22 protein-coding genes are annotated in these 22,458 nt (G+C 60.2%); 5 read left to right on the forward strand and 17 right to left on the reverse strand.

Annotated elements, in window-relative coordinates; translation table 11 throughout:
* Positions 1-131: 131 nt before the first annotated feature.
* The 5 genes from AC1DNW_RS27350 to AC1DNW_RS27370 are packed head-to-tail and all read right to left on the reverse strand — an operon-like array spanning position 132 to position 6,103.
* Positions 132-1,646: an ABC transporter substrate-binding protein gene (locus AC1DNW_RS27350; RefSeq protein ID WP_477854954.1), complete on the reverse strand. Its 1,515-nt coding sequence runs from the start codon at positions 1,644-1,646 to the stop codon at positions 132-134.
* 19 nt (positions 1,647-1,665) lie between these two features.
* Positions 1,666-3,378, reverse strand: coding sequence for a dipeptide ABC transporter ATP-binding protein (locus tag AC1DNW_RS27355; protein ID WP_477854955.1), 1,713 nt, complete (start codon positions 3,376-3,378; stop codon positions 1,666-1,668).
* Complete coding sequence (locus tag AC1DNW_RS27360; RefSeq protein ID WP_477854956.1) at positions 3,375-4,226, reverse strand: ABC transporter permease; 852 nt, start codon at positions 4,224-4,226, stop codon at positions 3,375-3,377. Before AC1DNW_RS27360 ends, AC1DNW_RS27355 begins: the two co-directional genes overlap by 4 nt.
* Complete coding sequence (locus AC1DNW_RS27365; RefSeq protein WP_113301746.1) at positions 4,223-5,161, reverse strand: ABC transporter permease; 939 nt, start codon at positions 5,159-5,161, stop codon at positions 4,223-4,225. Before AC1DNW_RS27365 ends, AC1DNW_RS27360 begins: the two co-directional genes overlap by 4 nt.
* 51 nt (positions 5,162-5,212) lie before the next feature.
* Positions 5,213-6,103 carry a proline iminopeptidase-family hydrolase gene (locus AC1DNW_RS27370; RefSeq protein ID WP_477854957.1) on the reverse strand — a complete coding sequence of 297 codons (891 nt, stop codon included), beginning with the start codon at positions 6,101-6,103 and terminating at the stop codon, positions 5,213-5,215.
* Between the two features lie 126 nt (positions 6,104-6,229).
* On the opposite strand from AC1DNW_RS27370, the gene AC1DNW_RS27375 reads away from it, so the two are divergent.
* Positions 6,230-7,012 carry a LuxR family transcriptional regulator gene (locus AC1DNW_RS27375; RefSeq protein ID WP_113301748.1) on the forward strand — a complete coding sequence of 261 codons (783 nt, stop codon included), beginning with the start codon at positions 6,230-6,232 and terminating at the stop codon, positions 7,010-7,012.
* Positions 7,013-7,065: 53 nt separating this feature from the next.
* The gene (locus AC1DNW_RS27380) at positions 7,066-7,980 is read left to right on the forward strand and encodes a proline iminopeptidase-family hydrolase (protein WP_162747295.1); all 915 of its coding nucleotides are present in this window, start codon (positions 7,066-7,068) and stop codon (positions 7,978-7,980) included.
* A 43-nt stretch (positions 7,981-8,023) separates the two neighbouring features.
* Here the strand turns inward: AC1DNW_RS27380 and AC1DNW_RS27385 are convergent, their stop codons facing one another.
* From AC1DNW_RS27385 to AC1DNW_RS27425, 9 genes are all read right to left on the reverse strand, one after another.
* Positions 8,024-8,935, reverse strand: a complete 912-nt coding sequence (locus AC1DNW_RS27385) for an ABC transporter permease (protein ID WP_477854958.1) — start codon at positions 8,933-8,935, stop codon at positions 8,024-8,026.
* A complete protein-coding gene (locus AC1DNW_RS27390) occupies positions 8,932-10,032 on the reverse strand; it encodes an ABC transporter permease (RefSeq protein ID WP_477854959.1) in 1,101 nt (366 codons plus the stop codon). The genes AC1DNW_RS27385 and AC1DNW_RS27390 overlap by 4 nt, the downstream gene beginning before the upstream one ends.
* The gene (locus AC1DNW_RS27395; RefSeq protein WP_477854960.1) at positions 10,029-11,552 is read right to left on the reverse strand and encodes an ABC transporter ATP-binding protein; all 1,524 of its coding nucleotides are present in this window, start codon (positions 11,550-11,552) and stop codon (positions 10,029-10,031) included. The genes AC1DNW_RS27390 and AC1DNW_RS27395 overlap by 4 nt, the downstream gene beginning before the upstream one ends.
* 3 nt (positions 11,553-11,555) lie before the next feature.
* Positions 11,556-12,656 (reverse strand): BMP family ABC transporter substrate-binding protein, encoded by a 1,101-nt coding sequence (locus tag AC1DNW_RS27400; RefSeq protein ID WP_113301753.1) that lies wholly within the window; start codon positions 12,654-12,656, stop codon positions 11,556-11,558.
* A gap of 22 nt (positions 12,657-12,678) precedes the next feature.
* Complete coding sequence (locus AC1DNW_RS27405; protein ID WP_477854961.1) at positions 12,679-14,058, reverse strand: amidohydrolase; 1,380 nt, start codon at positions 14,056-14,058, stop codon at positions 12,679-12,681.
* A 1-nt stretch (position 14,059) separates the two neighbouring features.
* Positions 14,060-14,719, reverse strand: a complete 660-nt coding sequence (locus tag AC1DNW_RS27410; protein WP_477854962.1) for a glutathione S-transferase family protein — start codon at positions 14,717-14,719, stop codon at positions 14,060-14,062.
* Complete coding sequence (locus tag AC1DNW_RS27415; RefSeq protein WP_477854963.1) at positions 14,716-15,564, reverse strand: aromatic ring-hydroxylating dioxygenase subunit alpha; 849 nt, start codon at positions 15,562-15,564, stop codon at positions 14,716-14,718. Before AC1DNW_RS27415 ends, AC1DNW_RS27410 begins: the two co-directional genes overlap by 4 nt.
* Positions 15,561-16,202: a Rieske 2Fe-2S domain-containing protein gene (locus AC1DNW_RS27420; RefSeq protein WP_477854964.1), complete on the reverse strand. Its 642-nt coding sequence runs from the start codon at positions 16,200-16,202 to the stop codon at positions 15,561-15,563. Before AC1DNW_RS27420 ends, AC1DNW_RS27415 begins: the two co-directional genes overlap by 4 nt.
* A 140-nt stretch (positions 16,203-16,342) precedes the next feature.
* Positions 16,343-16,639 (reverse strand): acylphosphatase, encoded by a 297-nt coding sequence (locus AC1DNW_RS27425; protein WP_477854965.1) that lies wholly within the window; start codon positions 16,637-16,639, stop codon positions 16,343-16,345.
* 187 nt (positions 16,640-16,826) lie between these two features.
* Between AC1DNW_RS27425 and AC1DNW_RS27430 the strand changes: the two genes are divergently transcribed.
* Complete coding sequence (locus AC1DNW_RS27430) at positions 16,827-17,384, forward strand: DsbA family protein (protein ID WP_477854966.1); 558 nt, start codon at positions 16,827-16,829, stop codon at positions 17,382-17,384.
* A 153-nt stretch (positions 17,385-17,537) separates the two neighbouring features.
* Here AC1DNW_RS27430 and AC1DNW_RS27435 read toward each other — a convergent pair whose 3' ends face one another.
* The gene (locus AC1DNW_RS27435; protein ID WP_477854967.1) at positions 17,538-18,827 is read right to left on the reverse strand and encodes a DUF763 domain-containing protein; all 1,290 of its coding nucleotides are present in this window, start codon (positions 18,825-18,827) and stop codon (positions 17,538-17,540) included.
* Positions 18,828-19,089: 262 nt separating this feature from the next.
* Here AC1DNW_RS27435 and AC1DNW_RS27440 point away from each other — a divergent pair, with 262 nt between their 5' ends.
* A complete protein-coding gene (locus AC1DNW_RS27440; protein WP_477854968.1) occupies positions 19,090-19,668 on the forward strand; it encodes a BA14K family protein in 579 nt (192 codons plus the stop codon).
* 188 nt (positions 19,669-19,856) lie between these two features.
* Positions 19,857-20,402 (forward strand): twin-arginine translocation signal domain-containing protein, encoded by a 546-nt coding sequence (locus tag AC1DNW_RS27445; protein WP_477854969.1) that lies wholly within the window; start codon positions 19,857-19,859, stop codon positions 20,400-20,402.
* Here AC1DNW_RS27445 and AC1DNW_RS27450 read toward each other — a convergent pair.
* Together AC1DNW_RS27450 and AC1DNW_RS27455 are read right to left on the reverse strand one after the other, a co-directional pair.
* Entirely contained in the window at positions 20,399-21,022 is a 624-nt protein-coding gene (locus AC1DNW_RS27450) for a response regulator transcription factor (protein WP_037096890.1), read from the reverse strand. The genes AC1DNW_RS27445 and AC1DNW_RS27450 overlap by 4 nt on opposite strands.
* Position 21,023: 1 nt before the next feature.
* A complete protein-coding gene (locus AC1DNW_RS27455) occupies positions 21,024-22,412 on the reverse strand; it encodes a sensor histidine kinase (RefSeq protein WP_477854970.1) in 1,389 nt (462 codons plus the stop codon).
* Positions 22,413-22,458 lie beyond the last annotated feature (46 nt).

Below are 22,458 nucleotides of genomic sequence, written 5' to 3' on the forward strand. Positions count from 1 at the left end.
ATCGTTGATCTCCAAGGCGCCGTCTAATGCAGGCGCTATTCATACCGGAAGATCGCCGTCATCACCGATTTCCCGTCAGGACAATGCTCCGCCGCTTTCAGGGCGACGGAGCATGATAGGAAGGTTGAGGCTCAGTTCTTGACAGTATCTTCCAGGAAGAAGCGGCCAAGCGGATTCTGGTAGAAGTTGTCGATGTTCTTGCGGGCAACGTTGATATAGGGGCTGTAGTAGAGATCGATCCAGTTGACGTCGTCCTTCGCCGTCTTCTGCAGATCAATATACATCTGCTCGCGCTTTTTCGGATCGAGTTCCAGGCGGGCCTTGGCGACCAGCTCCTTCACCGCTTCATTCTTATAGTTGGTCAAGTAGTTGTTGTTGGAATCGTGGCCGAGCACGAAAGTCGTCTTCTGGTCCGGGTCGAGAATGTCGTTGGTCCAATAGTTGACCGAGATGTCATAGTCGCCGGCAACCGTCATGTCCCATTCCTGACTGGGGTCGACCTTCTGCAGGTTGGCGGTGATGCCGGCCTTGGCGAGTTGCTGCTGCAACAGCACGGCTGTCTGTTCATCCACCTCGTCGCCGGCGCGGATCAGGTAGTTCAACGTCAGGTTGGAGACACCGGCATCGGCCAGCAGCTTCTTGGCCTTTTCCGGATCATAGGGGCGCTGCAGGTTGTCGGCGTAGTAATAAAGCGCGCCCTTCGGAATGTAGGAATTGGCGACCGTGCCCTGGCCGAAGGTGACGGCATCGACGATCGCCTTCTTGTCGATTGCGAGATCGAGTGCCTGACGCACTTCCTTCTTGCCGAGATCGCCATGCGCATGGTTGATCAGCAGGTGATCTTCGCGCGTCGAGGGGTCGATCAGCACGTTGAGGCCTGCATCCTTCTTGAGTTCCTCGACGCGCGAGAAGGGAACGAAGATGGCTGCATCGAGCTGGCCCGCCTGCACGTTCAGCATGCGGGTATTATCGTCGGGCACCGAGATCCATTCGACGCCGTCGAGCTTCACGCGGTCCGCCTGCCAGAAATTCGGGTTCTTTTTCAGGATAACGCGGTCGCCGCGACGCCATTCGTCGACCACGAAGGCGCCGGATCCGATCGGCTTTTCGCCATAGGCTTCCGCGCCCATGGATTCGATGCCGGCCTTGGAAATGACAGAGGCATTCGGCAGCGCCAGCGTCGACAGAAAAGGCGCCGAAGGGTTCTTGAGCTTGATCGTCAGCGTGTGTGGATCGGTGGCGACGGCGGTATCGATCACCTTGTAGGAATCGCTCCAGAGCGAGCCTTGGTCATCACGGATGCGCAGCAGGCTGAAGGCGGCATCTTCTGCCGTCAGCGGTGAACCGTCGGAGAATTTTGCGTCGCGGATCTTGAAGACATAGGTCAGGCCGTCGTCCGACACGGTCCAGCTTTCCGCGAGGCCGGGCTCGAGCTTGGTGCCGGTCTTGTCGACGCGGATCAGCACGTCATAGACGTTCGAAAACACCCAGTTGTCGATGTTCTGTGCCGTCTTGATCGGATCGAATGTCGTCGAATCCTCGCGTCGGCCAATGGTCAGCACGCCGGCGGCTTCGGCATAACTTGCGCTGAGCGTCAGCCCGGCAAGAAGCGCTGCAAGTCCGATTGATTTCCATCTGGTGATCATGCGTTCGTTCCCTTCGTTGTTATGGCATGCGTTTGACGGGTAGGGTCGGCATCGATTGCAGCTCGTCTTCCAAACTGGCGCTGCTCAGAAGCGGCTTGTCCGGATCGATGTCGGGAATGGCGGCGATCAGCGCCGCGGTATAGGGATGCTTCGGCCGCGCGAAAACTTCTTCCGAGCGGCCTTCCTCGACGATCTCGCCGCGATACATGACGACGACGCGTTCGCAGAGATTGCGCACGATGGCCAGATCATGGGCGATGAACATCAGCGTCAGGTTCATCTTCGCGGTCAGTTCGCGAAAGAGCGCGATGATCTGCGCCTGGATCGTCACGTCGAGGGCTGCGACGCATTCGTCTGCAATGACGAGCTTCGGATCGACGGCGAGCGCCCGGGCGATGCCGGCACGCTGACATTGGCCGCCGCTCATGCTGCGGGGCTTGCGACTAGCGAATTCCCGCTCCAGCCCGACGAGATCAAGCAGTTCGCCGATCCGAGCCGGAATGGCCGAGGCTGGTACCTTGCCCTGCACCTTCAGCACTTCGGCGAGCATCTGACCGATGGTGAGCCGTGGATTGAGGGCGTTGTACGGATCCTGAAAGACCATGGCCGTCTCGCGCCGCAGCTTGGCGAGACCGGAGGACCGATGCTGCGCCAGATCGATACCGTCGAACGACACATGGCCAGAGGAAATCGGGGTCAGGCCCAACACGGCGCGCGCAAGTGTGCTCTTGCCACTGCCGGATTCGCCGACAATACCGATGGTTTCGCCGGGCATGATCTGCAGGCTGACGCCTGAAACCGCGCTCACCGTTTTTTTCGCACTGCCCTTGAACAGGCTGCCGCCGACCTTGAAGCKCACATGCAGGTCGTCGATTTCGAGGAGCGGCTTCGTCGAGGCACCTGAGGACGCGACCTCCAGCACAGGTGTCGGCGCCTCGTCCGGCATGGAAGGATGGCTGTTGATCAAGTTGATCGTATAGGGATCCTGCGGCCGGGACAGGACCGCCCGTTTTGACCCCTGTTCGAGCAGCTTGCCACTGCGCATGACGGCGATGCGGTCGCAGGTCTGGGCGACGATGCCGAGATCGTGGGTGATAAGAATGATCGACAGGCCGCGTTTGTCGCGGATCTCCAGTAGCAGCTTCAGGATCTGCGCCTGGATGGTCACATCGAGCGCCGTCGTCGGCTCGTCGGCGATCAGGATCTTCGGGTCGCAGGAGAGTGCAACGCCAATCATTGCGCGCTGGCGCATGCCGCCGGAAAACTCGTGCGGGTAGCTGTCATATTGGCGCACGGGATCGGGAAAACCCACCTGTGTCAGGATTTCGATCGCCGCTGTCCGCGCCTCCCTCGCGCCGAGCCCCTGGTGGTAGCGGATGCCCTCGGAAATCTGGTCGCCTATGCGCATAACCGGGTCGAGATGGCTCGTGGGGTTCTGGAAGATCATGCCGATCTCGCCACCGCGAACTTCCAGCATCTCGGCATCGCTTGCCGTCGTCAGGTCGCGCCCCTCGAGCAGCACGGTGCCGCCCTCGATCTTGATCAGCGAGGAGGGCAGGAGCCGGACGAGCGAGCGGCAGAGCAGGCTCTTGCCCGAGCCGCTTTCGCCGACGAGGCCGAGAATTTCTCCTTTGGCGAGATCCAGGGAAACGTTATCGATCAGCGTTCGAGCGCCGCCATCGAGATGGACTTTAACCGTCAGGTCGCGGACGGAAAGCACTGACGCGCTCATTCGTGAACTCCGAGAAGTTCGCCGAGCGCATCACCCAGCATGCTGAAACCGAAGGCGAGGCAGACGATCGAAAGGCCCGGGAAAAGTGTGATCCACCAGGCAGTGGTGATGAAGCTCTGGCCCTCCGCGACCATGACGCCCCATTCGGCGAGTGGCGGCTGCACGCCGAGGCCGAGATAGCTGACTGCTGCGCCGCTGAGCAGCACCAGCGTCGCATCCGACATGGAAAAGACGATGGAGCCGGCAATCGCATTTGGGAGGAGATGACGGAACATGATCCGGAAGCGGCTGAAGCCGAGGCTAACGGCTGCGACTGCGTAGTCGCTGCTTTTCAGAACCAGCATCTGCGCGCGGATGAGGCGCGCATAAGAGACCCAGCCGACCAGCGCGATGGCGATGTAGAAACTGCTGAGGCCCGGCCCGAGGATGGCGATGATCGACAACATCAGGACGAGGAACGGAAAGGCGAGGATGATATCGACGAGCCGCATGAAAACCGCATCGACGATACCGCCAAAGAAACCGGCGATGGTGCCGACCGTCGTGCCGATCAGGAACGGGAAKATGACGCCGATGACGGCGATCTGCAGATCGATGCGTGCGCCCCATACGACGCGCGAAAGGATATCGCGGCCGAAATTATCCGTGCCGAAGAGATGGTAAGGCGACGGTCCCTGTAGCCGCACATCGGCATTCTGCAGGATCGGATCATAGGGTGCGATTACGGGCGCTGCGATTGCCAGAAGCAGAAAGAACAGCAGGATGCCGGCGCCGATGACGAGCGTCAGCCGCCGGCTGAGGAAGCGGCGCCATGCGACCGGGGAGGGAGCTAGGGTCTCGACGCTCATAGCTTCACCCTCGGGTCGACGGCGACGGTGACGATATCGGCGATGAAATTGACGAGCACGGTGGCGCAGGCAAATGTCATCGCCACGCCCTGAACGACCATATAATCGCGCGAGAAAATGGCGCGCACCAGCAATTGTCCCATGCCAGGCAGGGCAAACACGCTTTCCACGACGACGGTTCCGCCGATCAGCCAACCGATATTGACGGCGAGAAGATTGATTGTCGGCACCAGCGAATTCGGCAGGACGTGGCGCCAGAAGACGATACTCTCAGGCATGCCGCGGGCGCGTGCGGCCGTCGCTACATCCGATTTCAGGGACTCGATCATGGCGGCGCGCAGGCTTCGGGTCAGCACGGTCGAGAGCGACAATGCAACCGTCAACGCCGGCAAGATGAGATGGGAGAGCTTGTCACCCAGTGTCGTGCCGTAGCCGGAGACCGGCAGGACGCCGAGTTCGACGCTGAAAAGTATGATCAGCATCAGGCCGAGCCAGAAAGGCGGAAAGCCGATCCCGAATGTGGAGATGACCCGTACTGCATGATCAGGCGCCCGGCCAGCATTGCGAGCGGCAATCGCCGACATCGGTACGGCGATCAGGATCGACATGATGACGCTTGTCAGCACCAGCGCGATCGTCGGCTCGATGCGCGTGGCGATCAGCGGAAATACGTCGATCTTGTATAGGATCGACTTGCCCATTTCGCCATTCGCGAGGTTCTTGAGAAAATAAAAGTATTGCAGCCACATGGGCTGATCGAGGCCGTATTGGGCGCGGATATTGGCAAGGGCCGTCGGCGTGGCGCGTGTGCCGAGAATGTTGCGGGCGGGATCGCCGGGGATCAATCGCACCAGGATGAAGGTGATGACGCTGATGCCAAAAATGACAGGCAGAAACTGGACCGGCCGGGTCAATATGAACTTATAACGATGCATGGCGGCGCTCGCCCCCTTGTCTTCGTCGGGTTCCGATCACCTTACCCTGCATCAGCTTGCCCTGTGCCGCGATAGGAAATCGACCAGCGCGGGATAATAATCATGCGGATTTTCGTAAAACGGCATGTGGCTGGCGTTGGCGAAGACCCTGAGTTCGGCATTCGGCAGGGCCAGCTTCATGCGCAGCGCGCAGGCCGGCGTCAGTTCGTCATGTTCGCCCGCGGTAATCAGCACCGGCGTCGTCACATCAGGCAGATCGGGGATGCGGTTCCAGTCCTTCAGATTGCCGATATAGAGGAATTCGTTCGGCCCCTGCATGGTCTCATAGGGACCCATGTTCCAGTCGTCGAGCGAGCGGCGCACTGGTGCCGGCCATTMCGGCAGGCGGCAGACATGGCGATAATTGAGGATCGTCACCGCCGCCTGATATTCCGGATGATTGTAAGTGCCTTGCGCTTCGTGTTTCTGCATCATCGCCACCGTCTCAGGCCCGAGGGCGGCGCGCAGCCGTTCCAGTTCGGAAATCAGGTGCGGCATGTCGGCGACTGTGTCTTCCAGGATCAGCGTCTGCAGGTTTTCCGGATAGGTCAGTGCATAGTCGATCGCCAGCCAGCCGCCCCAGGAGTGGCCGAGCATATGCACTTTGCCGAGGCCGAGCGCCTTGCGCACTGTCTCGGTTTCCTCGACATAACGGMCGATSGTCCAGAGGGACGCGTCGGTCGGCCGGTCCGAGGCGCCGGTGCCGAGCTGATCGAAGGCGACGACGCGGTAGCCCTTGTCGATGAGGCAGGAATGGGCCTCGCGCAAATAATCACAGGGAAGGCCGGGGCCGCCGTTCAGGCAGAAGATGGTCTCGCTGCCGCTGCCGAAGCTGTAAGCCACCACCTTATAGCCATCGACCTCGATTTCATGTCGCGCTTCGGGCTCGATTTCACGCCACATTGACCGCTCCGGCAGAAGATTTCGCTTGCTCAATAATTKGGCATGGCTAAATTTTTACCTTAAACCATAGTCTTCGCCAGCTATAAGAAGTGATAGGGTATGGAACCAACCCGACCGGAGCCTGCCATGCTTGATGAAATCGGAACGATCAGACGGCAATTCGTAGCCCATGAGACCCTTGACGGCCGCATCGATCAGATTTTCGGGGCGATGAAAGAGATAGGCTTCGAGGCCCTGATCTACGATTACACGCCAGTGCCTTATGACCTCGACGGCGGGATCATGATCCCTTCACTCTTGAAGTTGCGGAATATTTCGGAGGATATGCGGGAATACTGGTTCGATCGCGGCTATTTTCGCATCGATCCCGTGCAGCAGGTCGCGTTGCGCACCTCAGCGCCTTTCTTCTGGAACTACGACCGGGATGCCGACACGCTCATCAATCGTTTCATGAGCGACGACACCGCGCCGGTGACGCGCTATCTCAGCGAACGCGACATGTCGACCGGTGTCACCGTGCCCGTTCATATGCCCCGCGGGGACTATGCGACGGTGACCGGCATCCGCTTTGGCGCCAACAGTGATTTCGAGCATCAGGCGCTGCGCAACATCGCCGATTTCAATCTTCTCGCCCATGTCTTCCATGAGGCCGCCTATTCGCTTTTCGATGCCAAGGCGCTGAGCGTCGGCAAGATCCGGTTGACGGAGCGGGAGCGCGAATGCCTGCGCTATTCCGCGGAAGGTCTCTCGGCCAAGGAGATCTCGCGCATCATCGATCGGTCGGTGCCGACCGTCGTCATGCATCTCAATGCGGCGGCCAAGAAACTCGGCGCCCGCAACCGCACGCAGGCTGTAGTGCGCGCTACGCATTACCGCCTGCTGGAAGATCGCCCATCCTATAACTTCTGATAGCTGCCTTCGCCTTTTCGGCGACGCTATGCTTCTCCATCATTGCCCTCAGGATGGAGAGACTTGTGGCCGCAGTTCCGACGAAGGAAGCCTATCTGCCATTTCGCGAATACCGCACATGGTATCGCATCACTGGTTCGCTCGATTCCGGCAAATTGCCGCTTGTCGTTGCCCATGGCGGCCCCGGCTGCACGCATGATTATGTGGATTCCTTCAAGGACATCGCCGAGCTCGATGGCCGCGCCGTCATTCACTACGACCAGCTCGGCAACGGCAAATCGACACGCCTGCCGGAGAAGGGGCCGGATTTCTGGACGCCGGCGCTTTTCCTGGAAGAGCTCGATGCGCTGCTGAAGCATCTCGGAATTCAGGATCGTTATGCCTTTCTCGGTCAGTCCTGGGGTGGCATGCTCGGCGCAGAACATGCCGTGCGCCAGCCGAAGGGCCTGAAGGCGCTCGTCATCGCCAATTCGCCCGCCAACATGCATACTTGGGTGGCGGAGGCAAACCGTCTGCGCGAGGAACTGCCGCAGGAAGTGCAGGATACGCTGCTGAAGCATGAGGAAGCTGGCACCATCGCCGATCCGGACTATGTCGCAGCCTCGCGTGTTTTCTACGACCGGCATGTCTGCCGCGTCGTGCCCTGGCCGCCTGAGGTCGCGCGCACCTTCGCAACCATGGACGAAGACAATACCGTCTATCGCAACATGAACGGTCCGACCGAATTCCATGTCATCGGCACGATGAAGGATTGGACGATCGAAGATCGGCTGTCGCTCATCGAGATGCCAACTTTGTTGATTTCAGGCAAGTATGATGAAGCGACCCCGCTTGTCGTCAAACCCTATGTCGATCGGGTCAAGGGCTGCGAATGGGTGCTCTTCGAGAATTCCAGCCACATGCCGCATGTCGAGGAAAAGGAGCTTTGCCTCGACGTCGTCTCGGCCTTCCTTACCAGGCATGATTGATCGCACTCAGCGGCCCGCGCTGTTGGGCCCGGCCGCTGTTTCGTTACCGCTCGAACGGCTCGCCGAGTGAGGCGACGCCGTTGAGTTTCAGCAGTCGGCGGTCTGCCGAGATGATGCCGAGCACGATGATCGTCACGAGATAGGGCAGGCAAGCCAAAAGCTGCGAAGGCACGTCGAGCCCGGTTGCCTGTGCGGCGAGCCCCATCAGCGATACGGCACCGAAGAGGCATGCGCCGAGGAAAATCCGGCCCGTCAGCCAGGTTCCGAAGACGACGAGCGCAATGGCGATCCAGCCGCGGCCGGCGATCATTCCATCCGCCCAGAGCGGCGTATAGATCGTCGATGCATAGGCGCCGGCAAAGCCCGCCATCATGCCGCCGAATCCCACGGCGGCGAAACGCACGGCGATAACCGGATAACCAATGGCGTGGGCGGCTTTCGGATTTTCGCCGACGGCGCGAATGACGAGGCCCACCTTGCCATAGGCAAACGTCGCCCAGATCGCGAGTGTCACCAAAAGCGAAAGCCATACGACGATATCCTGGGTGAAGAAGCCGCCGATGACGGGAATGTCCGAAAGCCCGGGAATGGTGATCTTTGGCAATGCCTTGACCGTCAGGCTTTCATAGCTCTTGCCGAACAGTGCCGACAGGCCCTGGCCGAGAATGCCGATCGCAAGCCCCGTCGCGACCTGGTTTGCGTTGAAGCCAAGGATGATGCCGGCAAAGACGAGCGAGAGCAGGATGCCGCCGAGCCCGGCCGCGAGAAACGCCAGAATGTGGCCGCCACCGTGATAGACGATGATGAAGGCGATGACGGCGCCGAATGCCATCAAGCCCTCGACGCCGAGATTAAGCACGCCGGCGCGTTCGACCACCAATTCGCCGAGCGCCGCCAGCAGAAAGGGCGTCGCGGCCGCTAGCATGCCGGCCAGAATGAACTCGATGGCGTTCATGTCGGGCTCCTGATTGCGTCCGGTCGCCATGCGAGGCGGTAACGCACAAAGGCGATGGCGATGAGGTAGATCAGAAGCAAGCTACCCTGGAAGACGCGCACGGCAGCAATCGGCAGGTTGGCGGAGACCATGGCGTTGTCTCCGCCAATATAGAGCGCCGCCATGACGACCGAGGATATGACGATCCCGATCGGATGCAATCCGCCAAGATAGGCGACGATGATCGCCGCATAGCCGTAACCGGTCGAGATCGAGCGCTGCAACTGGCCGAGCGGGCCGGCGACTTCGGCTGCACCCGCAAGACCCGCGGCCGCGCCACCGATCAGCAGCGAAAGCCAGATCGCCCAGCCCTCTTTGAAGCCGGCATAGCTTGCCGCACGCGGGGCTAATCCGCCGACCTGTAACTTATAGCCGATGAAGCTCTTCTGCATGAAGATCCATGCCGCCATTGACAACAGAACGGCGACGATKAGCGAGACATTAACGCGCGTTCCCTCAATCAGGATCGGCACCATGGCATCGTACTGGAACATGACCGACTGCGGGAAATTGAAGCCGTTCGGATCTTTCCAGGGGCCAAGCAACAAATAGTTGAGAAGCTGTGCGGCAACGAAGCTCAGCATCAGCGAGACGAGGATTTCATTGGCATTGAGCCGGACGCGCCAGAAGGCAGTGAGGGATGCCCAAACCGCGCCGCCGATGGTGCCGAGCAGCAGCATTGCCGGCCAGATCCACTGTCCGGCGGCCTCAGGCCACCAAATCGGAATGGCAGAGGCAAAGATCGCTCCAAGTACGAATTGCCCTTCAGCACCGATATTGAAGACCTTGGCGCGAAAGCCGATCGCAAGTCCCTGCGCGATGAGCAGCAACGGTCCGGCCTTTAGCAGCACCTCGGAGAAGGACGCCCAAGAGAAGAACGGCTCGATCAGCATCGCATAGATGACTGCAGCCGGATCGCGCCCCATGACGACATAGAGGCCGAGATTGAGGATGATTGTAACGATCAGCGCGATCGGCGGGGCGAGCAGGGTGGCGGCAAGTGAGGCGCGCTCACGGCGCACCAGTATGGGCAAGGCAGCGAAAGAGGCTCTGCTCATGCGGTGACCTTCTCGCGCGGTAACTGTGCTCCGATCATGTATCGGCCGATCTCCTCGGGTTTGGTGTCGCGCGTGACGAGCGGCGGGCTCAGCCTGCCGTGGTGCAAAACCTGTATGAAATCAGTGAGTTCGAACAATTCCTCGAGTTCCTCGGAAATGACGAGGATCGCCATGCCTTCGTTGCGCAGCGTGATCAGCCGCTTGCGGATTGCCGAGGCTGCGCCGATATCGACGCCCCACGTGGGCTGGGCAAGGAAGAGCAGTTTCGGTGCCAGCATGATTTCGCGCCCGACGATGAACTTCTGCAAATTGCCGCCGGAGAGGGAGCCGGCTTCGGCCTCGGGGCCGCGTGTGCGCACGTCGTAGTCCCGGATGCACTTATTAGTGAAGGCGGTCGCCTGCGCCTTGTCGAGCAGGCCGCGTTTGACGAGATGCAGGGGATGGGCAGTGAGCAGGCTGTTGAGAGTGAGCGACATTTCAGGAACTGCGCCGCGCCCAAGCCGATCTTCCGGAACGAAGGCGAAGCCCAGTTTCCGGCGTGCGGCCGCGTCCAGCATACCGACGTCCTTGCCCATCATGAAGATCTGGTCGCGTCGTTCTCGCGGCAGGGTGGTCTCGCCCGAAATCAGTGCGGCGAGTTCACTTTGGCCGTTTCCCGAAATCCCGGCAATGCCGAGGATCTCACCGACGCGCACCGTTAGGCTGACATTGGAGAGCGGTACCGCGAAAGGATCATTCGCCCGGTAGTCGAGGCCGATGAGCTCCAGCCGCTTCTCGCCTTCGGTCAAGGGCAATGCCGGCGTGGATTCCGGCATCTCGCGGCCGATCATCATGCGGGCAAGGTCATGGGCGTCATGCTCGCGCGGATCAACGTGGCCGGTCACGCGTCCGCCGCGCAGGATCGTCGCGCGGTCGCAAAGCGACTGGATCTCTTCCAGCTTGTGGGAGATGAAGAGGATGGAAACGCCGCCGTCTCGCAGCCGGCGCAAGGTCTCGAACAGCTTCTCCACGGCCTGCGGCGGGAGGACCGATGTCGGCTCGTCGAGGATCAACAGTTTCGGATTGGTCATCAGGCAGCGGATGATTTCCACCCGCTGCCGCTCGCCGACGGAAAGCGAATGCACATGGACAAGCGGATCGACTTCGAGGCCGAACTCGTGCCCCAGCTTGCTGATGCGCTCCGCCAACTCGGCCTTCTTGCCGGCCACGATGAGCCTGATATTCTCGACGACCGTCAGGCTTTCGAACAGCGAGAAATGCTGAAAGACCATGCCGATGCCGGCGCGCCTTGCCTCTGCGGGAGAGGCAAGGCTGAGAGGTTGCCCGTTCCAGGCGATGGTTCCGCTGTCCGGCTGCTCGACGCCGTAGATCAGCTTCATCAGGGTCGATTTACCAGCCCCGTTTTCTCCGAGAATGGCATGGATCGAGTGGGGAGCGACGTCGAGGTMGATCTGCTCGTTAGCATGGACCTGGCCGTAGCTCTTGGAAATGCCGCGCAGCGACAGGAGCGGGCTTGCCATGGCTTACTTCGGCAGCGGCGTCTTGACACCCTTGACGTGCCAGTCCATCGCGACGATCTGAGCGTCCGTCATCGTGGCTCCCGAAGCAGCTCCTTCGCTGCCGTCAGCCTTGGTGATCGGGCCGCTGAAGGGCGAGAAGCTGCCGTCGGCGATCTTGGCCTCGATCTCCTTGATTTTCGTCATCGTATCGGCCGGGATAGCCGGGTTCCAGTCGACCACTTCGACGACCTTGTCGGCGACACCGAGGAAGGTATTGGCGCCCTTGAAGGTGCCGGCGAGATGCGCGTCGACCGAGGCCTTGAAGAAAGGTGACCAATCGGTGGAAACGCAGCCGAGATAGGTCTTCTCGGCATATTTCTTCATTGAGGAGTTGAGGTTGAAGGCATAGACGCCGGCATCCTCGCAGGCAGAGATCACCGAGGGCGTATCCTGTGCATTCGAGAAGATTACGTCGCAGCCCTGCGCAATCAACGCCTTTGCGGCTTCCTGCTCCTTGGCCGGATCGAACCAGGAATTGACCCAGACGACAGAGACTTCGATGTCAGGCTTGACGGACTGTGCGCCGAGCGTGAAGGCATTGATGGAGGTGATCAGTTCGGGAATGGCGAAGGCCGAAACCGAGCCGAGCTTGCCGGTCTTGGAAACAGCCGCTGCCGCCATGCCGAGCAAGTATGTTCCCTGGAAATATTTGGCGGCGAAGGGCGAGAAATTCGGTGCGACCTGGAAACCGGACGCATGCAGGACAGTGACCTTGGGATTACGGCGGGCAATCTGCAGGGCGCCATTCTGATAGCCGAAGGAGCCGGCGATCAGGAAATGGTTTCCGTCGGCGACCGTCTTGTTCATGATGCGATCGGCATCGGGGCCTTCGGCGATGTTCTCAATGATCGTGACCTTGACCTTGTCGCCGTAGGCGGCCTTGATCGGATCGATGCCGGCGGCAAGCGCATGACCCCAGCCGACATCGCCGATCGGCGAGGGAACGACAAGGGCGATGCCGAGCGGTTCGTCGGCAGCAAATGCAGTTCGGCCTGCAAAGGCCGTTGCGAGGCCGGCGGCGGCTGCGCTCTTCATGAGCGTTCTGCGGGTCAGATTGTTGGACATGTCAGTTCCCTCTTTTGGTTTTTCAGAATTCTACGGTCGCGAGCGCTGCTTCGGCGTCCGCAAAAAGCTTGAATTCGTCGAGGCCGGTAAATTCGCCAGCCTGCCAGACGATGCGTCCATTGATCATGGTGAGGTCAGTCGGCATGCCGATCCCGACCTTGGCGATCAGGCTCAGTGGATCATGGCGCGTGCCGACATAATCCATCCGCCGTGTATCGATCGCGAAGAGATCGGCGGCCATGCCCGGCGCCAAACGGCCGATATCGCTGCGTCCGAGCAGGCTTGCGCCGCCCGTTGTTGCGTAGCTCAGGAAGTCGACCGGCGGCGGAACGGGATGAGCGCGCGTCGATGCCGTCAGGCATTGCAGCATGTAGGCGGAATGAATGCAGTGCATGAGGTTTGAATTGTCGTTCGAGGCAGCCCCATCGCAGCCAAGCCCGACGCGCAGACCAAAGGCTGACATCGCCGGAATGTCCGTTACCTCGGCACCGACGAGATACACCGGTTCTGGGCAATGTGAGACGCCAGTGCCGCTTGCCGCCATTTTGCGCAGTTCGTCATGAGTCAGTTCCCAGCAATGGGCGTAGAATGTGTCGGGGCCGGCAAAACCGAGTTCGGTGCAGTAATCGACGGTGCGCATGCCGTGCCGTGCCTCGATGACAGGGCTTTCGCCTTCGCCGACATGCGTGTGCAAAAACACCCCACGGTCACGGGCAAGTGCCACGGATTCAACGAAAGTCTCCMGATAGCAATTGACCGGCTGGCAGGGAGCGACGACCACCTGCCGCATGCTGAAGGAGCCGGCATCGTGGTAGCTGTCGATTAGCCGGGCGCAATCGGCAATGAATTCGTCGGTGGTTTCCAGCATGGCGTCGGGGATCGTCGAGCCCTCGGATTTCGGCAGCGTGTTGCCGCCGCGCCCCGCATGGAAACGCATGCCGAGAAGCTCGGCTGCTTCGAACTGGCGATCGATCAGACGCTTTCCCGCGTGTCGGGGGAAGCAGTATTGATGGTCGAAGGCCGTTGTGCAGCCATGCTTGATCATCTCGGCCATGGCCGTGACGGAGGAATGGTAGAAGCAATCCTCTGTCAGCCGCGAGAAGATCGGGTAGATGCGGTCCAGCCATTCGATGACCGACAGCTTCGTCCAGTCGAGATCGGCCCGGTTGCGCACGAAGCATTGGAAGAAATGGTGATGCGTGTTGACGAGGCCCGGATAGACGAACCAGCCGGTCGCGTCCTGCACGATCGTGCCGGCAGGCAGCGTTTCGGCAGGCAGGTTCGCGCCAATTGCTTGGATCGCCGGACCATTGGTCAGCACGTCCACATTCCGGCGCACGCTTGGTCTGTTGCCCTCGTTGACGACGACGGCTGCGCAGTTTTTCAGGAGGTAGCCGGCCATATCAGCTTTGCTCCTTCGCAGGATGGGGATCGGGCTTCAGCTCGTGCAGTCGGTGGATGCCGGGCATTTCGATGAAGCCACCGATGCTTCGGATGGCGCGCAGCCACAACCGGATCGTTGGGTAGGGATCGAGCGAGATGCCGCCATCAGGTGCCAGCGCCACGTAGGGGAAGCAGGCGATATCGGCGATCGTGGCATGGTTCGATGCCAGGAAGCGCATGCCACGAAGCTGCTGTTCGAAGAGACCGGCTTCCAGCTCGCGCAATGCTGCGACCCCCTGCGCCTGCAGGGTCTCGATATTGCCCGGGCGCAGCAGCATCTCGTGCAGCCGCGCGCCGCCGAGGTTCGCCGTCAGCCGGTGCGAGAAGGAGAGCCACTGCTGTACCCGTGCCGTCTCCTCAGGCGTGCTAGTGCCCAGCCATTCCGGCGCGCTTTTGGCGGCGAGGTAAGCGAGGATGGCCGAGGATTCCGTCAGGACGAGATCAACATCCTCGAGGATCGGAATGGAGCCTGCCGGATTGAGTGCCAGGAGTTCCGGTCCGCGATGTTCGGCGCCGGGATGGAAATCGACAGGCCTGATGTCCAGCTTGATGCCGAGGATCGCGGCCATCAGGCGGATCTTGTAGCAGCTCGGCGAGAGAATGTAGTCGTAGAGCTTCATTGCGCCACCAACTGTGCGCCGTAGGTATAGTTATGGCGCTTGAGCCAGCGCCGATAGGCGACCGATGTCAGATCGGCCCTTGTTGGGATTTCCATGCCGGGATCGAGCGGCAGAAGCGCTGGGATCTGGTTCTCGAGTATCGAGCGATCCTGCAGGAAGATCATCTGCTGAAAATGGATGAGGTCTGTCATGGGCGTTTCGTCGTCAAAGAGGGCCATCCATGGCCATACGTCGCAAAGGTCTTCTGCAAGCGGCTGCACGAAGAGGGTAATGACATCCCATTCGCCCGGGCGGGGAGGGCAAGTCTTGTAGAGCACCGAGCAGGTGGGTGCCGGCACGCGGTACATATATTCGGTGGTGATGCCGCCGGCGGCCGACTTGGCTGCCTGCGGCTGGTAGAATTTCACCTGCGTCGCCCAGACTTCATCCTCGTCTTCCCGGATCTCCACCTTGTAATTTTCGACTTCCGTATGCGGTTCAGCGCCGAGAATATCGGTATGGACGAAGGGGAAATGGGCGATGTCGAGGAAGTTCTCCACCGCCCGCAGCGGCGAACAGCGCACCCGCACCACGCCGACATCGACGAAGCGGCGGCCGGGCTGGTCAGCCTCGGGAATCGCAAAAAGTTCCTTGGCGGGGTTGCCGATAGAGGACCAGACATGGCCATAGCGGACACGAACTGGGAGCGCGCGCCCTTCGCCGGATGTTACCCGCGCTTTGCCATCAGGCGCGCGCGCTACCTCGATCGGCTCCCCCATCAGCGCTGTCTTGCTTCCTGTTTCGGTGAGCTGGCTGAAAAGGCCGACCGGATACCACTCATCGATCATAGCGCCGGCGTTCCTCATGCGGCCTCCTTCTGGCGTGCCTCCGCCTGACGGCGTACGGCTTCGGCGATACGGGATGCAGCAATCCGATCCGCGATGCTGCACGCCTGCTCGATCATGACATGAATGAGCGTGCGATCTCCTTGTTGTATCGGCAGGAGCAGGATCAACGGAAAATCTGCGACACTGACAAGCCCGTCGGCATCCGCTTTTGCGCCGGCCGCTGCTTCGATTGCCGCGATGCCGGCCTCGGCCGTCAAAGAGCGCAACGGGACAAGATCGCCCAGGGGAGGCGGTTGTGTCGCCGGTTGGCCGACAGCAACCCATATAAGGCCATTCGATTCTTCAACTTTCTGGACCGCGACACGGATCGTTTCCGGCGGAACGAGATCGGGGTGGGCGGGGATGCGAATGCAGCCTCCCGCCGGAGAATAGCTCCAGCCATGATAAATGCAGGAGAGTGCCTCGCCACGCACGAAGCCGTGGGACAATCGCATTCCACGGTGCGGACAGCGATCTGAGGATGCCGATGCGCGCCCGGATTGACTGCGCCAGAGAGCGATCGATCCTGCTGGCGTCCAGGCAGGCAGGACGGTTGCTGGCGGCAGATCAGCAGAAAGGGCGACAGGCGTCCAGGAGCCGGCCGTATCAGATAGCATGACCTCTACTTCCTCAATTTTACCAATGCTTTAGCGCTTCTGGCCGCGCACTGTTGCCGAGCTTGTGATCTCAGTTATCAGAGGCTTGCATAAAAAAATCGCATTGGCAACAATGATTAAATAAAGGGCAGCGGATGAATTTATCCGTGCTTCGGTGTGTCGCCGGGATCTACAATCCTGCGCTGAATCTCGTCCACCCAGACATCGATCGGCCCAAGTGAACATCCCATTTCCAGCATGTCGATCAGCTCTACAGGCCCCGCGACCTCAAGTTCGATTCGGTCGGCGCCTGTGTGAAAGAAATCCTGGGAAAGTCCAAGCTTATCAGCATGGCGGCGGATCCACGGGACGAACGATGCAGCATTGACCTCGCCAAGGATCGTCATTCGCTCCCGCAGTTCGCCCCGCCGTACCTGCATCACTGATTTACCAATCATTTCATCCGTGACGACAGCATAGCGGCTCTATGCATTTGTGAAAGAGGCATGACAGGCCAAACAGTCTTATGACTTTCATGGCACCGTGAATAAATAGAATGGGAAAACCCCCATCATCAGCGACGCCGGCTGCGCCAGTGATTATGGTGGCAGGCAATATCGATCAGCAGGACAAGAGGACATGGATATGACGGCGACTTCCTGGCAGGCAGACCCGCTCGTTTGGGGGGCTGGATCACGCGTTTTCGAGGCCTTTCTGGAGCCGACCTGCCCCTATTCCGTCAGGACGTTCAACAAGCTGGACGCGCTTCTGGAGCAGGCCGGTGCGGACAAGATCACCGTGAAGATCCGGCTGCAGTCGCAGCCATGGCATCTCTACTCCGGCGTGATCGTACGCTCTATTCTGGCGGCATCGACGATGGAAGGCGGCAAGGAGACTGCGAAGAAGGTMATGGCGGGTGTCGCCGCCCATCGCGAAGAATTCGAGTTCGAGCGTCACGCCGGCGGCCCGAACATGGATGTGACGCCGAATCAGATCATCGGGCGCCTGGAGCGCTATAGCGGTGTCGAATTGAAAGAGGCCTTCGCCATTCCGGATCTCGACCGGGAGATCAAATGGCACTGCAAATATGCCCGGCAGAACGGCATCCACGTCTCTCCGACATTCATGATTGACGGGCTGGTGCGCCCGGACATGAGCAGCGGCGATGATGTTGAGACCTGGGTCAAGCTGCTCATCGGCTAGCTGCTTCGATTAGACGGGACACTCAGAACAGCTTGGTGACCGACATCATGGAGCAGGGCTCGCGTCTGGCGCGGAGCGCATTGAACGCAGCCGGTTTTCCACGATGAACCTATAACAGATCCGGTCCGAGGCAGCTGATCCGAGCGCTCGCCATCAGCGGCGGGTATGGGCGCGCGCTGTTTCATCCGCTGGCATATCTTCCGGCGGCGGCTCCCGGCCGAAGACGCTTCGGCCGCCGAAGGCCGAGGATTGCCGGAATTCGTCAGCGACGATTTCCTTGAGGTCGGGGCCGGTGACATAACGCTCCAAGCTGCGTGACTGGTCGTCGAGCCGGCGCAAGGCCTGCAATTCCTCTTCGCGGCCGAGCTTTCCCTTCAGGACTGCCGATTTCATCACATTGATGGTCTCGTCATAGACCTTGAGCGGTACGGGAAAGGGATGCCTGTCCTTGCCGCCATGAGCGATCGAAAAGCGGGCGGGATCGGAAAAGCGGCACGGCGCGCCGTGCACGACTTCGGCAACGAGCGCCAGCGCCTTAACGGTGCGGGCACCAACGCCGGGCACGAGCAGCAGATCTTCGAAATCGACCGGTCCGCGATCGGCAGCTGCAGCAAGATTGCCGTGGAGACGCCGCATATTGACGTCACTTTCGCGCACATCGTGATGTGCGGGCATGATGAGATGCGGCAGCATCGGCTGTTCGGCGGGTTTCGGCTCGAGTGCAGGATCGGCGGCCAGGGCAAGGGCTGCCGCCTCGCGGATAATACGGTCCGGTCCGAGCGTTGCGAGAAGATCGAGTTGGTCGTGGCGGGATTTTTCCGCGCGCCGATCGGCCAGATTGATGATCTCGCCCTGCGAGCGGCCTTCGATGGCGGCATGCGGAGAATTGACGAAACTTTCCAATCCTTCCGAGAACCAGTGATAGCGCCTGGCCTGACGCTTGTCGCCGTTCATGCCCTGCTGGACGATGACCCAGTGACCGTCATCGGCGACGATGAAGCCGTGGAGATAGAGATCGAAACCATCCTGCACGGCTGCACTGTCCACTTTGGCGACCAGGCGGCTTGTCTTGGCAAGGCCGGCGCCATCCAGCCCGGTGCGGTCGCCGATCGCCATCAGCTCGTCCGGCGTCTTGCGCGATTGCGCGCCGCGGCCACCGCAGACATGCAGTCCGAGTTCCTTTGAAAGCGGCTTCAGCCCCCGCTTCAACGCCCCCAGAACACTGGTCGTAATCCCCGAAGAATGCCAGTCCATGCCCATGACGGCGCCGAAGGACTGAAACCAGAAGGGATGGGAAAGCCGCCGCAGAAACTCGTCACGCCCGTAATGGTGGACGATTGCCTCGGTTATCAGCGCGCCGAGCGTCGTCATGCGGTTGCCCAGCCATGGCGGCACGCGCCCTCCGTGAAGGGGGAGGTCGGCGCTGCCCGCTCTTTGCGACATGCTTCCTCTTTCTGCCTGCGACCTGCTGTGATGGATCGGATCACCCCGATAAAGCAGCTATCGGTCAAAATCGGGGCGATGGCAATAAATTCCTATCGCTGACGTTATTGCTGGAGATCGCGACCGACGGATTTGTGCTCCACTAAAGGCGACCGGCTGGAGCTGCAAAAAAATGCGCGAAAAACTGCGATTTTTTGAGCCGTCACGGAACCAGAGCCCCGCATTTTCAATTTCATGTGGAGTGGAAATGGGAGACCGCGTCATGAAGTCGCTTGCTGCACCAACCATATGTCTGGCAGTGGCCGGGACCGTTCTGGTTGGCGGTCTTGGATTTGCGTCCGATGGGTTCCGCAAAGCGGAGCCACATCATTTCGCCAACCTCGATGCACCGCTCTGGACGACGACACCAACCCGCGTTGATCCCAAAACGCAAGACTACAAGCGGCTTCCACCTCTTCAGGCTGCGGCCAACGCTTCGTCTTCCACGCCTGGCGGTCTGGTTGGCATATCGGCCATTGCACCACCCGAAGCGGCCGTGACGGGGGAGATTGAGCAGCCGAAGCAGGAGTGGATGGCTGACAGCCGTCATCTCAGCCTGTGCCAACAACGCTACCGGTCCTACAATGTGGCTGACAATACGTACCAGCCTTTTGACGGCGGACCCCGCAAGCCGTGCGTGACCGACGAAGGAGCGCTTTCCGTCGGACTGCCGGCGGCGGATACAAGCCCCGACCCGCGTATGTCGTCGTGCGCTGCCCGCTATAATTCCTATCGCGTTTCGGACAATACTTACCAGCCGTTCAGCGGGCCAAGACGTCAGTGCGTTTCTCCCGTTATTTGAGCGACGCCGCTAATTCTTCCCGGTAGAAGGTTCCGTCCTTCGGAATGCGCGTTGCACCACATCAGGGACCAAAGTCCTAGGGCGCCTGGTACCTATGTCCGACCGTCTTGCAATTTCGGAACAAGCGGTCAATCTCATGCTTTCCGTTTTCGACAGGCCAGTCTGGACGAGGCACAAGGCACAGGACGATGGTGATCTCGAAACGTAATTTCCTGAAGGGCTGCGGTGCGAGTGTTCTTGCCGTTGCGACGTTTGCGCCGCTGAAGGTCGAGGTGCCGGGTTCATTTCCCTCGCTCGCCATCCAGGCAGCATTCGCAAAGAACGAAAACAACAATGGCGGGGGGAATGGAAACGGCAACGGAGGGGGGAATGGAAACGGCAACGGTGGTAATAGCGGCGGGAATGGAAACGGTAATAGCGGGGGAAATGGCAACGGTGGGGGAAACGGCAATGGCGGGGGGGGTGGAAACGGTAATTCGGGCGGCAACGGCAATAGCAGTGGGAACAGCCGGTCCAGTTCAAACGGCGCCGGTAGTGCGAACAATGCGCCCTCGACATCCGGAGTACGCGCGAGCGAAGCTACGGACGGCTCGATCGACGTCCGGCATACGAACGGAATAACCGAAACCCTTCGGGCGGGACGTTACATCATGAAGGACGGCAAAGGCCGCACGATCATCAACAGGCGGGCGACATCTGCTGACGGCGCCCGGCTCGCGCGCCTTCTGCGCTAGCGTTTTTCACGCCACCGCAAGGCAGCTTCCGTCCTGTTCGTKACGCCGAGCTTTGTCAGGATCTGGGTCATATGATGCTTTACCGTTTTCTCCTGTAGATCGAGACGCAGGCCGATGTGCTTGTTTGAAAGGCCTTGCGCAACGAGATCCATCACCTCGCGTTCCCGAGGGGTAAGTGCATCCCTGTCCGATGCCTGGCCGCTCAAGGAATATTCCATGACTTTGGCCGACATCGCCGGGGAGACGTAGCGGGCTCCCTTGAAAACTGTGCGGATCGCTTCGGCCAGACCGCGTGAACCAACACCCTTGAGAATGTAGCCCTTTGCTCCTCGCTGCAGCGCTTCGACGAGCGTATCGACTTCCTCTGAGGCCGTGAGCATGAGGATTTTGGTATCCGGGCTTATGGAAAGAATCTCATCGATCACCGAGAGCCCGTCGCCGGGCATCGACACATCGAGAAGCAGCACGTCCGGCCGGGTATCGGCGGCGATCATTGCGGCATCAGATGTGTTGGCGCCTTCTCCAACGACGACAAAATCGCTGACCTCGGAGAGGCTGCGGGTCACCCCCTCGCGGAACAGCGGATGGTCGTCTACGACGCCGATCTTGATGGACGTCATTCTATTCCTCCACTTCCATCGGCGCGAACGTCATGATGACAGTCGTTCCGCCTTCGCCGGTTTTTATGTCGAATTCGCCGCCAAGGCTATCGATACGCTCTTTGAGCCCCACAAGGCCGAGGCTCGCGGGTCTCACCTGCGTCGGATCAAAACCCTCGCCTCGGTCACTGACTTCGATGCGGACGCCGCCGCCCTGTGATGTTGCCCTGACAGCCTGCTGAACGCCACCGCCGTGGCGATAGGCATTGTTGAGTGCCTCCTGAATGAAGCGATAGATGCAAATCTTCAGAGCGGGGGCAAGTTCCGGATCGTCCTCGTCAATTGTTGTATCGACGGTGGTGCCGGTCTTCTGCTGATGGGCTTCGACAACGCGTTTGACGATCTCCGTAATCGAAGCCTTCTCGATTTGCGGCAGGACCAGTCCCTTGCAGATATCGCGGATCTCCTTCATCGCCTCGGCAAGGCTMGAACGGATCCAGGCGAGTTCCTTCTCCCGCGCCTCCGGCTGGRTGGCGGCATCGACCAGCAGGTTGCTGTCGAGACGCAACGATGCATAGGCGACGTGCTGGGCGGGGCCGTCATGCAGATCGGCGCCAATGCTGCGCAGATAGGTTTCGTTCAAGGCCGCGGCGCGCTGGGAGGACAATTGAAGCCTGCGTTGCAGCCCGCGATTTTCGCTGAGGAGCGCAGAGAGTTCGTCCACTCTGGCCTTTAGCGCTTCGCGCTGGACCTCGATCGTTCGGCTGCCACGAAAGACGAGAATGGAGAGGACGAGGAAGAAGATTGCGGTCAGGCCGGCCACGGCCAGCCAGCTCCAGAGCCGTGCGCGTGTGAGGCTGTCTTCCAGGCCTTCGGCCGTTTCATAGAATTCAAGCACTGCCACAGCCTCTCCCGACCAAGGCTGCAGAACAGGATTGTAAATTTCCATGAGCTCCCTGCCGAGCCTGCGCTCCTCGGCGCTTTCGGGGTCGCTTGCGACTTCGTAACGTGCAACAAGCGAGCCCGCAAATGCTTGGGCGAGCTTGCCATTGACCGGAAACGTCTTCCCCACCAATTCCTTTTCATTGGAGTAGAGGATCGTGCCGTCACGGCGCCATAGCTTGAACGACACGAGACGGCGTCCGAGTGCGCCCTGCCCGAGCGTTTCGTCGAGCGCCTGGGCGCTTGCTTCATCGAGCAGCGATTGCTGCTGCATGTCCGGAAGCAATGGTGCGACGACGCTATCGACGTAGAGCGCCGTTGCAGCCCCGGAATTGTGAATGACGGCATCCTCGATGAGATGGGTGACGATAAGCCCGATGACGAACATTGCACCGAGGGATACAAGCCCTCCCATGATGAGGAATTGGGAGGCGAGGGAGCGGGCGTTCCAGCGTAAGAGCCAGTTCATTTCCAACCTGAGTTGCGACGATTCATTCAAACTATCGCATTGGCCG

Source organism: Rhizobium sp. 05L429 (assembly GCF_056397645.1).